At 71.0% G+C, this 12525-nt stretch carries 12 protein-coding genes and 1 tRNA gene; 9 read left to right on the top strand and 4 right to left on the bottom strand.

Annotation, left to right across the window (positions count from 1 at the left end; translation table 11 throughout):
- From VFN12_RS12455 to VFN12_RS12440, 4 genes are all read left to right on the top strand, one after another.
- A partial coding sequence (locus tag VFN12_RS12455; protein WP_325119019.1) for an ABC transporter permease subunit occupies positions 1–439 on the top strand: 439 nt, incomplete at its 5' end.
- On the top strand, positions 432–1241 hold the full coding sequence (locus tag VFN12_RS12450) for a sulfate ABC transporter permease subunit (protein ID WP_325119018.1): 810 nt from the start codon (positions 432–434) through the stop codon (positions 1239–1241). The genes VFN12_RS12455 and VFN12_RS12450, both read left to right, overlap by 8 nt.
- The gene (locus VFN12_RS12445) at positions 1238–2212 is read left to right on the top strand and encodes a sulfate ABC transporter ATP-binding protein (RefSeq protein ID WP_325119017.1); all 975 of its coding nucleotides are present in this window, start codon (positions 1238–1240) and stop codon (positions 2210–2212) included. Before VFN12_RS12450 ends, VFN12_RS12445 begins: the two co-directional genes overlap by 4 nt.
- A gap of 46 nt (positions 2213–2258) precedes the next feature.
- Positions 2259–2666, top strand: coding sequence for a VOC family protein (locus tag VFN12_RS12440; protein ID WP_325119016.1), 408 nt, complete (start codon positions 2259–2261; stop codon positions 2664–2666).
- Between the two features lie 9 nt (positions 2667–2675).
- Here the strand turns inward: VFN12_RS12440 and VFN12_RS12435 are convergent, their stop codons facing one another.
- Both VFN12_RS12435 and VFN12_RS12430 read right to left on the bottom strand, forming a co-directional pair.
- Positions 2676–3716 (bottom strand): S-adenosylmethionine:tRNA ribosyltransferase-isomerase, encoded by a 1041-nt coding sequence (locus tag VFN12_RS12435; RefSeq protein WP_325119015.1) that lies wholly within the window; start codon positions 3714–3716, stop codon positions 2676–2678.
- Positions 3713–4429: an SDR family oxidoreductase gene (locus tag VFN12_RS12430; RefSeq protein WP_325119014.1), complete on the bottom strand. Its 717-nt coding sequence runs from the start codon at positions 4427–4429 to the stop codon at positions 3713–3715. The genes VFN12_RS12435 and VFN12_RS12430 overlap by 4 nt, the downstream gene beginning before the upstream one ends.
- A 97-nt stretch (positions 4430–4526) precedes the next feature.
- Between VFN12_RS12430 and VFN12_RS12425 the strand changes: the two genes are divergently transcribed.
- Positions 4527–5072 carry a hypothetical protein gene (locus VFN12_RS12425; protein WP_325119013.1) on the top strand — a complete coding sequence of 182 codons (546 nt, stop codon included), beginning with the start codon at positions 4527–4529 and terminating at the stop codon, positions 5070–5072.
- Between the two features lie 9 nt (positions 5073–5081).
- Here VFN12_RS12425 and VFN12_RS12420 read toward each other — a convergent pair whose 3' ends face one another.
- Positions 5082–5573: a YajQ family cyclic di-GMP-binding protein gene (locus VFN12_RS12420; protein WP_325119012.1), complete on the bottom strand. Its 492-nt coding sequence runs from the start codon at positions 5571–5573 to the stop codon at positions 5082–5084.
- Positions 5574–5686: 113 nt separating this feature from the next.
- On the opposite strand from VFN12_RS12420, the gene VFN12_RS12415 reads away from it, so the two are divergent.
- From VFN12_RS12415 to VFN12_RS12400, 4 genes are all read left to right on the top strand, one after another.
- A tRNA-Tyr gene (locus VFN12_RS12415) sits at positions 5687–5768 on the top strand.
- Positions 5769–6012: 244 nt separating this feature from the next.
- Positions 6013–8085, top strand: coding sequence for a sulfatase (locus VFN12_RS12410; RefSeq protein ID WP_325119011.1), 2073 nt, complete (start codon positions 6013–6015; stop codon positions 8083–8085).
- 193 nt (positions 8086–8278) lie between these two features.
- Positions 8279–9646 carry an MFS transporter gene (locus VFN12_RS12405; RefSeq protein WP_325119009.1) on the top strand — a complete coding sequence of 456 codons (1368 nt, stop codon included), beginning with the start codon at positions 8279–8281 and terminating at the stop codon, positions 9644–9646.
- A 139-nt stretch (positions 9647–9785) separates the two neighbouring features.
- A complete protein-coding gene (locus tag VFN12_RS12400) occupies positions 9786–11705 on the top strand; it encodes a M4 family metallopeptidase (RefSeq protein ID WP_325119008.1) in 1920 nt (639 codons plus the stop codon).
- A gap of 54 nt (positions 11706–11759) precedes the next feature.
- Here VFN12_RS12400 and VFN12_RS12395 read toward each other — a convergent pair.
- A partial coding sequence (locus VFN12_RS12395; RefSeq protein WP_325119007.1) for a metallophosphoesterase family protein occupies positions 11760–12525 on the bottom strand: 766 nt, incomplete at its 5' end.

Genomic DNA, 12525 nt, shown 5'->3' with positions numbered 1-12525 from the left:
CAGCCCGCTCGGGGTCGACTGGGCCAACACCGAGAAGGCGGTCTTCCTGGCGCTGGCGTTCGTCACCCTCCCGTTCATCGTGCGCACGGTGCAGCCGGTGCTCGAGGAGCTCGAGCACGACGTGGAGGAGGCGGCGGCCTCGCTCGGGGCGAGCCGGTTGACGGTGTTCCGCCGGATCATCCTCCCGAGCCTGTTCCCCGCGATCGCGGCCGGTGCCGCCCTGTCGTTCGCCCGCGCTATCTCCGAGTACGGCTCGCTGGTGCTGCTGAGCGGGAACCTGCCGTTCCGCACGGAGGTGGTGTCGGTCCGCGTCGTCTCGTTCATCGAGGGCGGCAACGCCGCTGCGGCCGCCTCGGTGGCCTCGCTCATGCTCGCGATCGCGCTCGTCGTGATCGTCGTCCTGGACCTGGTCCAGAGAAGGGTGGCTCGTCGTGGTTGATGTCGCGACCCCGATCAAGTGGCTGCTGCGGCTCGTGGCGGTCGGATACGTGTTCTTCCTCGTCGCCTGGCCGGTCTCGTTCATCGTCGTGGAGACGTTCGCCGACGGCCTGACGACGCTCACCGACACCCTCGCGGACCCGGCTGTCCAGGCAGCCCTGCTCCTGACGGCCGAGGTGGCGTTCTGGGCCGTGGTCATCAACCTCGCCTTCGGCGTGACCATCTCGATGCTGCTGGTCCGCTACGAGTTCCCCGGCAAGCGGGTCCTCTCGGCGCTGATCGACGTACCCCTGTCGGTCTCGCCGGTGGTCGTGGGCCTCGCCCTGCTGCTCGTCTACAACGGACGCACGGGCTGGTTCGGCCCGACGCTGGAGTCGCTCGGCTACCAGGTCATCTTCAGCACGCCGGGCATGATCATGGCCACCTGCTTCGTGGCGCTTCCCCTGGTCATCCGGGAGGTCGTGCCGGTGCTGACCGAGGTCGGCGACGACCAGGAGCAGGCCGCTCGCAGCCTCGGGGCCAACGCGCGCCAGACGTTCCTGAGGATCACGCTTCCCAGCATCAAGTGGGCCGTCGTCTACGGCGTCGTCCTCTCGCTCGCCCGCTCCCTCGGGGAGTTCGGCGCCGTCAAGATCGTCTCCGGCAACTTCACCGGCGAGACCCAGACGGCGACCCTCATCGTCGAGCAGAAGTACCAGAACTTCGACCAGGAGGCCGCCTACGCGACCTCCTTCCTCCTGGCGGCCGCGAGCGTGCTCTGCATCGTGGTCGTCTCCCTCCTGCGACCCAAGGAGCACGCATGAGCATCCAGATCTCGAACGTCACCAAGACGTTCGGCGACTTCGTGGCCCTCGACGACGTGAGCGTCACCATCCCCACCGGGCAGCTCACGGCCCTCCTCGGCCCGTCCGGAGGCGGCAAGTCGACCCTGCTCCGGATCATCGCCGGGCTCGAGTCCGCAGACTCGGGCACCGTGGGGATCGAGGGGGTCGACGCCACGAAGCTGCCGCCCCGCAAGCGCAACGTCGGGTTCGTCTTCCAGCACTACGCCGTGTTCAAGCACATGACGGTCGCCAAGAACGTCGCCTTCGGCCTGGAGATCCGCAAGAAGTCCAAGGCCGAGGTGGCCGAGCGGGTCGACGAGCTGCTCAAGCTGGTGCACCTGTCGCAGTTCGCCCACCGCATGCCCTCGCAGCTCTCCGGTGGCCAGCGGCAGCGGATGGCGCTGGCGCGCGCCCTGGCGGTCGAGCCCGCCGTGCTCCTGCTCGACGAGCCGTTCGGCGCGCTCGACGCCAAGGTCCGCAAGGAGCTGCGTGACTGGTTGCGCCGGCTCCACGACGAGGTGCCGGTCACGACGGTGTTCGTCACCCACGACCAGGAGGAGGCCCTCGAGGTCGCCGACGAGATCGTGGTGATCAACGACGGCCGGGTCGAGCAGATCGGCAGCCCGGAGCAGCTGTACGACGAGCCCGCCAGCGACTTCGTGATGGGCTTCCTGGGCGAGGTCACCCGGCTGAACGGGATCAACATCCGCCCGCACGACATCGAGATCTCGGCGGTCCCGGGGCTGGCCGGCGCGACGCCCGGCTACGTCCTCAGGGTGCTCCGGGTCGGCTTCGAGGTGCGGGCCACCGTGATGACCGAGGACGGGGACGAGGTGACGGTCGTCCTGACCCGAACCCACGCCCAGGCCATCGGGCTGGAGGAGGACGTCCGCGTGTGGCTCACCCCGGCCGTCGGGGCGGCCGTCGTACCGGCCATGGCCGCCGGCTGACGCCTCGACCGTTGTGGTCGCGGAGACGGCGGGCCATGCTCGGTCCATGACGGACCGGCCGGCACTGCACGCCTACCTCAGCTACCGCGACGCGCCCCGAGCTCTCGAGTGGCTCGAGCAGCTGGGCTTCGAGGTGGTCGCCCGACAGGATGCAGACGGTGGCGCGGTGGCGCACGCGGAGGTGCGCCTCGGAGACGTCGTGCTGATGGTGGCCACCGCGGACCAGGACTACGACGTCCCCGCCCGCAAGGGCGTGAGCGTCGGCGGTGGCCTCTATCTCTGGCTGCCGGACGGCGACGACGTGGACACGTGGTTCACCCGGGCCGTCGCCGCCGGTGCCCAGGAGGTCTTCGCGCCCGAGGACACGGAGTGGGGCACCCGGCGGGCCAGGGTGCTGGACCCCGAGGGTCACGAGTGGAGCGTCGGGACCTACCGTCCCGGTTCGAGCTGGTAGCTCCCCGCCTCAGGGCAGGAACAGCATGGTGTCGCCGAGCTCGTGCCACAGGTACGGCGTCGGCGCTCCGGTGGCGGCCCCGTAGGCGTCGCGCACCAGGGTGGGGCCGGCCACGGCCGCGACCAGGTCCAGGTGGCTGGCGTGAGGGTCGTGCAGGCCGGTGAGGAGACCTTCCACCGTGCGGGCCGGCCGGTCCGGGCCGAGGACCAGGCTGGTCCAGCCGGCGGCGGCGTGGACGCGCCCGCGCCGGTCGGCCACGGTCTCGAGGGCCCGCACGACCGTCGTCCCGACCGCCACCACCCGGCGCCCCACCCGGTGGGCCTCGTTGACCAGTCGGGCGGTGACGTCGGGCACGGTGAACCCCTCGGGCTGGGGCGGTTCGTGCGCCTCCTGGCTGGAGACTCCGGTGTCGAGCACCAGCGGAGCGACGACCACGCCACGACTGACCAGGCGCACCAGCACCCGCTCGGTCAGCGGACGTCCGGCGCTGGGCATCTCGGCGCTGCCCGCCCGGTCGGCGTACACGTTCTGCAGGTCGGCCAGGGGCACGGGGGAGTCCAGGTACCGGTAGCCGATCGGGCGGCCGTGGTCGGCCAGGTAGACGGCGACGTCGCGCCAGGGTGAGGGCACCGCCCGCCACAGCCGGTGCTGCCCGGGTGGATGCGGGCCGGTCACCCGGAGGCGGACGCCACCGGGCAGACGCAGCACGTCGCCTTCGCTGACTCCGGCGGGCCCGTGGCCGTCGGCACGGCGCACCTCCACCACCCAGGCCCCGTCGTCGAGCTGGGTGGACACGTGCACCGCCTGACCGGCGCGCTCCCGGCCGAGATCGACGGCGGCGGGAAGCGTGGCAGAGGTGTTGACCACCAGCAGGTCGCCGGGACGCAGCTCGTCGGGCAGGTCGCTGACCCGTCGATGGGTGAGCTGCCCGGGGCGTGCTACCAGCATCTGCACCCCGTCGCGGGCGATGCCGCGGGACTCGGGGGTGGCGGTGGCTTCGGCGCCGGCGGCGGGGTCGGGGGCCGGCTCGAACGCCGTCGACCCGGTCATCGTCCGGCTCCGGCCGGCACCGCGATGTCGGCGGCGCGGTAGCGTCCGCTGGGCAGGTCGCTCGCGAGCAGCGCGACCAGGTGGGGTACGACGGCCTCGGGCGGCGGTCGGTCGGAGATGTCCTCGCCGGGGAACGCATCCTGGTGCATCTGCGTCCGCATGTCGCCCGGATCGACGGCGTACACGCGCAACCTCGGCTCCTCGGCCCCGAGGACCCGGCTCATCTGGTCGAGCGCTGCCTTCGAGGCGGCGTAGGCGCCCCAGCCCGGGTAGCCCTCCACGGCCGCGTCGGAGCTGATGTTGAGGATCGTGCCGCCGGCGGCCCGGAGCTGCGGAAGCAGCGCGCGGATCAGCTGCACCGGGGCGTGCAGGTTGGTGTGCCACGCGTACTCGAGGACCTCGGGGGTGAGGTCGGCGACGGTGGGTTGGGGGCTGGCGCCGAGGGTGCTGGCGTTGTTGACCAGCAGGCGGGCGCCTCCCAGCTCGGCGGCTCGGGCGACCAGCGCCGCCCGGTGATCGGCGTCTCCCACGTCGCCGGGCACGAGGTGCGCGTCGGCCAGGCCCTTCGCCGACCGCTCCAGTCGGTCGCCGTCCCGGGCGTCGAGGACCAGCGCCCACCCGTCCCGGTCCAGCTCGCGGGCCAGCGCTGCCCCGAGGCCCTGCGAGGCCCCGGTGACGACAGCGACCCTGGTCGTCTCTCCATGATTCGTCATGCAGGGAGCCTGCAACTTCAAGTTGACTTGAAGTCAACCGGGGTGCCGCTGCGGGCGTCGCACTCGGAGCAGACGGGCGCGGCCTAGGATCCCTGCCGTGAGCGCAGCGGAGGAGTGGTCCAGTGCCCTGGCTCGGCAGGGTTTCGTCGAGATCCCTCTCCGCAGGCGGAAGGTGGCCACGACCCTCTTCACGGTCACAGCGGTCCTGGTGTGCAGTGGTGTGATGGGGCTCGGTGTGTTCGACACCTTCGGCCAGGTCCTGGGCGTCGTCGTGTTCGCCATGGTGTTCTGCTTCGCGCTGATGCCGCACCTCGAGGTCGTGACGGCCACGGGACCACCCCTTCGGATCGACGCGTCGGGCATCCGGATCGCCCGCTGGAAGCCGGTTCACGTCCCGTGGGACGAGGTGGTCGGCGTTCGCGTGCACGCGAACACGAAGACCCAGGAGAACCTGGTGATCCGGGTGGTCCCGGAGTTCTTCGACGATTACCAGAGGTCGAGGCTGTGGGTGCTGCGCGTGTCCGACGTGGGGATGGCCGCTCTCACCGGCGCCGGGTTCTCCGTCCCGGCCACGGTCGACGCGGACCCTGGAGCCCTGGCCGAGTGGCTGGACGGTGAGGTGCAGCGCCGCTGCCCGTCCTGACCGCCGATCTCAGCGGTAGTTGGTGAACTGCACCGCGAAGTCGTAGTCCTGCTGCTTGACCAGGGCGATGACGGCCTGCAGGTCGTCGCGCTTCTTCGACGACACCCTCAGCTCGTCGCCCTGGATCTGGGCCTTGACTCCCTTGGGGCCCTCGTCGCGGATCAGCTTGGAGATCTTCTTGGCGTCCTCGGAGGTGATGCCCTCCTTGAGGGTGATCCCGATCTTGCTCTGCTGGCCCGACGGCCGGGGCTCGGAGGCGTCGAGGATCTTGAGGCTCTGGTTGCGCTTGACGAGCTTGCCCTTGAAGACGTCGAGCACGGCACTGGCGCGATCGTCGGCCGAGGCGGTGATCTCGATCGCCTCGTCGCCCTTCCACTCGATGGTGGCTCCGGTGCCCTTGAAGTCGAACCGGGTGGCGATCTCGCGGGCGGTCTGCCCGAGTGCGTTGTCGACCTCCTGGCGATCGATCTTGCTGACGATGTCGAAGCTCGAGTCCGCCATGTGTCCTCCTGTGGGCCGGCCCCGGTTGGGGGTCGTGGGCTTTTCGTCTGCCGATGGCGCTGCGCTATTCTTCCGTCTTGCTGCCAGCCGGCCAACACCGGCTGCCCCAGCACGGCAGGTTGCCCGAGCGGCCAATGGGAGCGGACTGTAAATCCGTCGGCTTTGCCTTCGAAGGTTCGAATCCTTCACCTGCCACACGACGACGGCCCCGCGCACACCGTGCGGGGCCGTCGCATGTTCCGGGCCTGATCGCCCCGCCGTGCGTCGCCAGAGGCCATCGGGTCCGGCGCGCGGAGCGCCGGTGTGTGGTTGCGACCCGATGAATTCTCGCGCAGGCTTGCCGGTACGAGTTTCGATTATCGGGCAAGCGCACCGTACTGTGACGTGGTCGCCGCCTGGGCGCGGCCCAGTCGGAGCTGCTATCTGGGGGATTCTGCTCATGTCACGCAACTGGACAGCTCTGGTACTGGCCACTGCCGTCTCGCTCGTCGCGGCCCAGGTGGCCGCCGACGCGGCCAGCATCCGCGACTCCCGCGACGGGGTCGGCCGACACGACGTCCTGCGGCTGGTCGTGGACAACACCGGGCCCCGCGTGGGTGTCGAGGTCCGACACCTCGGCAACCAGTGGACGGGCGACGTGCGGATCGCGTTCGACACCAGGGGCGGCCCGCGCGCGGAGTACGTCGCGACCACACCTCACCGGCGCCAGGCCCGCACCTCGTTCCGGACCGTCGACGGTGACCGGTGGAAGTGCTCCGGTCGGAGGCTCGGCTCGCCGGCAGCCCGCAGGGTGACCAGGTTTTCCGCGCCGAGGAGCTGTCTGGGTGAGGCAGGTGCCCTCTCGGTCGAGGTGACGGTCACCAGCCCCGGGTACCGACGGGACACCGCCGCCAGCGGACGCGTGCCCGCGCAGAAGCGGCCCAACGTGCTGATGATCATGGTCGACGACGCGCGCGTCGACGAGCTGAGGTACATGCCTCGCACCCGGTCGCTCATCGGTGGCCGCGGGGTGACGTTCAAGAACTCGCTGGCGCCGTACCCGCTGTGCTGTCCGGCGCGAGCGTCGGTGTTGCTCGGGCAGTACGTCCACAACCACCGCGTCTGGTCGCACGAGCCGCCGTGGGGGTTCACCTCCCTCGACGACCGCTCCACCATCGCCACCTGGCTGGACGACCGCGGGTACGCCACCGCGTACCTGGGCAAGTACCTCAACGGCTACGGTGTCCAGCCGAGGCCCGGCGAGACCAGGGGTGGCTCGGCCCAGTACGTCCCTCCGGGTTGGGACGACTGGCGAGCGTCGATCGACGGCGGCCCAACTCCCGACCACCCCAAGAACGGTGGCACCTACCGGTACTACGACACCACCCTCAACCACGACGGACGCGGGTTCGACAGCTACGCCGGGGAGTACCAGACCCGTGTCTACGGCCAGCTCGCTACCCGTGTGGTCACGCGACGCGCTGCGTCGAGGGCGCCCTTCTTCTTCAACCTGTCCTTCACCGCACCGCATCACGGCGAGCCTGATGACCCCGACGATCCGCCGCCGGTGACCGGCCCGGACGGCGAGCGGAACCAGATCAAGACGCCGGCGGTACCGCCGGATGTGCGCGGCCGGTTCGACGACGTCATCAGGGCGGCACCCGGAGCCGACTGGCACGACCCGGACCGAGGCCAGGACAAGCCGTCGTTCATGCGGAAGATCACCTCGCCGAACCGGGCCGAGCTGGCCGCGCTTCGCGAGGCGACGCGCCAGCGGGCCGAGGCCCTCAGCGTGGTCGACGTGCAGGTGAAGAAGGTGATGAAGGCGTTGGCGGGGACCGGCGAGCTGAACGACACCCTGGTGATCTTCACCTCTGACAACGGCTACTTCATGGGGGAGCAGGGCATCCGACAGGGCAAGACCCTCCCCTACAGCCCCGCTCTGCGGATCCCGACGCTGATGCGCGGTCCCGGGATCCCCTCGAACCAGGTCCGCTACGACCCGTTCCTGTCCATCGACTTCGCCCCGACGATCGCCAGCTTCGCCGGGGTGACGCCGGGGCTGGTTGCGGACGGCCAGTCGATGCTGCAGGTTGCCCGCGACGGCGACCGCGGCTGGACCCGGCCCGTCCTGACGGAGACCGGTCCCCGCGGCGTGGTCCGCGACACCGACGAGTCCGGAGCGCCACTGCAGGCCCCCGCCGAGGCGGATATCCGGTACGTCATCGGGATCCGCACCGACCAGTACCTGTACACCAGCATCGCCACTGGTGAGGAGGAGCTCTACGACATGGCCGTCGATCCCCAGCAGTACGCCAACCTGGTGCGCCCCGACGGGTCGGCTGCCGAAGGGTATGACCAGGTCCTCGAGCTGATGCGCCAGCAGCTGCATCTGGTGCGGGCCTGCGACGGCGCCGAGTGCCGGGTCCCGCTGCCGCCGGGCCTGGCGACGGGCCCCGGGGAGTCGATCCGCAACCCGAGGTACGCGCCGCCATCGGCGCCCATCGGCGCGGACCCGCGGGCGCGGCGCTGACGGCGACCGACCGCGGCTACCCTCGTCGAGTCCGGAAAGCCGGTGTCCATGCGGGTTCGACCTGCTGGTCCCAGCAACAACAGAATGGCGAAGGCGCAGGGATGAGGAGAACCCGGGGTGGGGCCGAGGATCCGTCCCTCGAGGCTCCCCGCAGTCATCCAGGTCGGACCGTGCCACGGCGGAAGCAGGCAGCTTGCCCCGATCGCGCAGCGCTGCGGTGACGGAGGCGCTCGGGGCCCGCGTCGGCAGCGGGCGCGCCTGGGCCGTGTGGGGCGTGGGCCTGTCGGTCTACCTGCTGGCCGTCTTCCACCGCAGCTCCCTCGGCGTGGCCGGACTTCTCGCTGCCGAGCGGTTCGAGATCGAGGCCACGGCGCTGGCGCTCTTCACCGTCCTCCAGCTCGTCGTGTACGCCGGCATGCAGATTCCCGTCGGCGTGCTGCTCGACCGGTTCGGGTCCCGGGCGATGCTGCTGACCGGGCTGGTCCTGATGTCCGCCGGACAGCTGGCCTTCGCGTTCGCCACCACCTTCCCCCTGGGCGTCGCGGCGCGAGCGCTGGTGGGGGCAGGGGACGCGATGGTCTTCGTCTCCGTCATCCGGCTGGTGGCGGCATGGTTCCGTCCCAGGCAGGCGCCGTTCGCGACCCAGATGACCGGGCAGGTCGGCCAGCTCGGCGCCATCGTGGCTGCCGCGCCGCTGTCGTGGGCGCTGCAGCACTACGGCTGGACGAAGTCGTTCGCGGCCACCTCGACCGTGGGCGTCCTGCTGATGGTGGCGGTGGCCCTGGTGGTGGCGGACTCGCCGTACCCGGACGGCAAGGTCACGCCCATCCGCCTTCGGGCGCTCGCCCGAAGCCTGCGGCTGGTGTGGGGCAACCCGGGCACCCGGCTGGGGATGTGGTCGCACTTCGTGTCGCAGTTCTCGATGACCGTGTTCACGATGCTGTGGGGGTTCCCCTTCCTCGTCCGCGCGGAGGGACTGTCCCAGTCGGCGGCGAGCACCCTGCTGATGGTGATGGTCGGCTGGGTCGTGGTCGCCGGGCTGGCCCTGAGCTGGCTGGTCGGACGCTTCCCCTTCTACCGGTCCTGGATCGTGCTGGGGGTGGTGGCCTCGATGGCGACGACCTGGACGCTCGTGCTGGCCCGCGACGAGCCCGCGCCCCTCTGGCTTCTGGTGGTCCTGGTCTGCACGACGGCGTCCGGGGGGCCGGCCTCGATGGTCGGCTTCGACCTGGCCCGGTCGTTCACCCCGCTGACCGAGTCGGGCCGCGCCAACGGCATCGTCAACGTCGGAGGCTTCTCCGCGTCGCTGCTGACCATGGCCCTGGTCGGGGTGGTGCTGGAGTGGCGCGAGCCGTCCGGCGTAGCGGCGTACGGCCTCGACGACTTCCGGGTGGCCATGGCGGTGCAGTACCTCTTCTGGGGGCTCGGGACCGTGCAGGTGCTGCGCTACCGGCGCCGGGCGATCGACCACCTGCACCGCCTCCACCCCGGCGCGGTCGAGCAGATGAAGCGCGGGGAGCCGTTCGTGCACCCCGGATTCGTGGACCGCGAAGGGGTCTGAGCCGGGGCCTTCGGTCGCAAACGCATGGATGTGACCTCCGCCACGTTAGACCACTGGTCGGGGCGGGTACGGTCCCGAGGTCCCGGCCCCGGGTGCACCCAAGTCCCGAGCGCCTGTCTCGCGAACGAGGAGATCCTTCGTGCATCGCAAAGCCCTGAGCCTCGCGGCCGTCGCCGCCCTGGCCACCGTCCTGCTCCCCGGAGCCAGCACCGAGGCCGCGCCTTCCGCCGGCCCGCAGAAGGCGGAGCCGGCCGCGGCCAGCGCCGACGGCCCCCTGGCCCTGCAGGGCGCGGCTGCTGCCTCGTACCGGCTGCCCGACGACCTCGAGACCGTGTGGCGCGCCTCCTACGCCGACGGCACCACCCAGACGCGCTACCAGCAGGTGGTCGGCGCGGCCGAGGTCCTCGGTGGCCAGGTGACGGTCTTCCGCGACGCCTCGGGCGAGAGCACCGCGGTGATCGGGGCGCACTTCGCGGCCCTCGAGCCGGCCAACGCGGTGCGACTGGACCGGGCCGACGCGAAGGCGACCGCGGTCCGCACCCTGGGCGCCCGGGGCGACCGCTCCGCCGCCCTCAAGCTCGACCCGCGCGACGGCCGCCTCTTCTACGAGGTCGAGACGCAGCGGTTCGACCACCGCTGGGTCCAGTGGGTGGATGCCACCACCGGCCGGATCGACAACACCTACGACGCCGTGGCGCACGGTGAGGGCATCGGCGTCAAGGGCGACCGGAAGACGATCGACACGACCCAGGCGGGCGGGAGCTACCAGCTGATCTCCGCCGACGGTCGCCAGGAGACCTACGACGCGCAGAACACCACGACGCATCCCGGCGAGATGATGACCGATCCCGACGACGTCTGGGACCAGACCCAGCCGGCGACGCTCAGCCCCAGCCAGTCCGCGGGTGTCGACGCGCACTACTACGGCAACGTGGTCGACGACTTCTACGGCGACACCTTCAGCCGCAACAGCATCGACGACGCCGGCATGACCATCATCTCGACGGTCCACTACGACGTGGGCTACTGCAACGCCTTCTGGAACGGCGAGCAGATGACCTACGGCGACGGCGACGGCGCCGCCTGCAAGCCGCTGTCCGGCGGGCTCGACGTGGTGAGCCACGAGCTGACCCACGGCGTCACCGAGTTCACCTCCAACCTGATCTACGAGAACGAGTCGGGCGCCCTCAACGAGTCCTTCAGCGACATGATGGGCAACACCGCGGAGTTCTACGCCGAGCGCAACGGCCTCGACCCGGCGGCCAGCCCTGACTGGCTGATCGGCGAGGACGTGATCGCCGCCGGTCCGCCGTACGGCGGCACCAACCCGGGCTTCCGCAACATGGGTGACCCGAAGGACGACGGCGACCCGGACCACTACTCCGAGAAGTACACCGGCACCAGCGACGGGGGCGGCGTCCACACCAACAGCGGTATCCCCAACCACGCCTTCTACCTCGCGGTCAACGGCGGAACCAACGCCGGCTGTGACGCCACCGGCTCGGGCGGCCACACGCACACGGCCGACTGCGGCGTCCGGGTCCCGGCCCTCGGCCTCGACCGGGCGGCCGCGGTGTTCTACCAGGGCTTCACCAGCCTGACCGAGTACGCCAACTTCTGTGACGCGCGCAGCGCCACCATGGCGGTGGCGGGCAAGAGCCGCAAGGCGATCAACAGCGCCTGGGCCGCCGTGGGCGTGAAGAGCGGCTGCACCCCGGCCATTCCGCCGCCGCCGCCGTGCACGAGCGACCCCAACGCGCAGATCCCGTTCGAGTCGCCGCACCCCTACGGCAACAACGGCGACTGCACCTGGACCTACGACAACGGGTCGGCGGGATTCGCCTTCCACTTCAGCCTGCTGGAGACCGAGGCCGGCTACGACTACGTGTACGTCAAGGATGCGAACGGCAACGTGCTCGCGACCTACGACGGCACCCATCCGCTGCCGGGTGGGGTGACCTCGCCGTGCATCCCGACCAGCGTGGGGTCCGTCCAGCTGGTCACCGACCAGGCGGTCACCGACCAGGGATTCACGGTCGACGCAGTCGAACCCTGCTGACCGAAGGCCGCGGCCGGGGTGAGGGGCGCGCGTCCCCACCCCGGCCCGGTCGCGTCAGCCAGCGGTCGAGTCCGCCCCGTAGAACGGCGAGTCCTTGCGGGAGAGCAGCTCGCGCCGCTCGTGCGCGCTGAGGGACTCGACCTGCTCACGCACGTCCGCGGGGTATCCGCTGAGCTCTGGTGACACGGCCAGGGGCACGATCGTGTGGACGACCCGGTCGGCGTACAGGTGCAGCATCGTCACCGCCTGGTGGGCGTCGACGCCCGACACGAACCTGGCGAGCGGGGCGGGGTCCGCCGTGTAGCAGGTGGCCGACGCGACCGAGACCGGGACGCCGGCGAAGGTCGAGTACGTCGAGAAGTGGAAGTGGCCGCCGAGGATGCCGCGCACGTCGGTGCCGGTGATGGCGTCGGCCAGCCGCTGCTGGTCGGCCAGCTCGATGATCTCGGCGGCCGGCATCATGGGGACCGGGATCGGCGGGTGGTGCATCGCCAGCAGCGTGCCGTGGGGCGCCGGTGTGGCCAGCACGTCGGTCAGCCAGGCCAGCTGCTCGTCGGTCAGGTCACCGTGGTGGTAGCCGGGCACGCTCGTGTCGAGCGCGACGATCCGCAGGCCGTCCACCTCGTGGACCCGGTCCTGGGGACCCTCGCCGTCCTCGTCGAAGAGGCTCCGGGCGTACGCCGCCCGTTCGTCGTGGTTGCCCATCACCCAGACCACGGTGGCCCCGAGCGACTCGGCCACGGGCTCGACGATCTCGCGGAGCAGGGCGTAGGCGGCCGGCTCGGCCAGGTCGGCGAGGTCGCCGGTGAACACCAGCGCC

This window comes from Nocardioides sp., assembly GCF_035703625.1.
Taxonomy (GTDB): domain Bacteria; phylum Actinomycetota; class Actinomycetes; order Propionibacteriales; family Nocardioidaceae; genus Nocardioides.
Note: the sequence above shows the minus strand (reverse complement) of the source record. Positions and strands in the feature narration are given on the sequence as shown.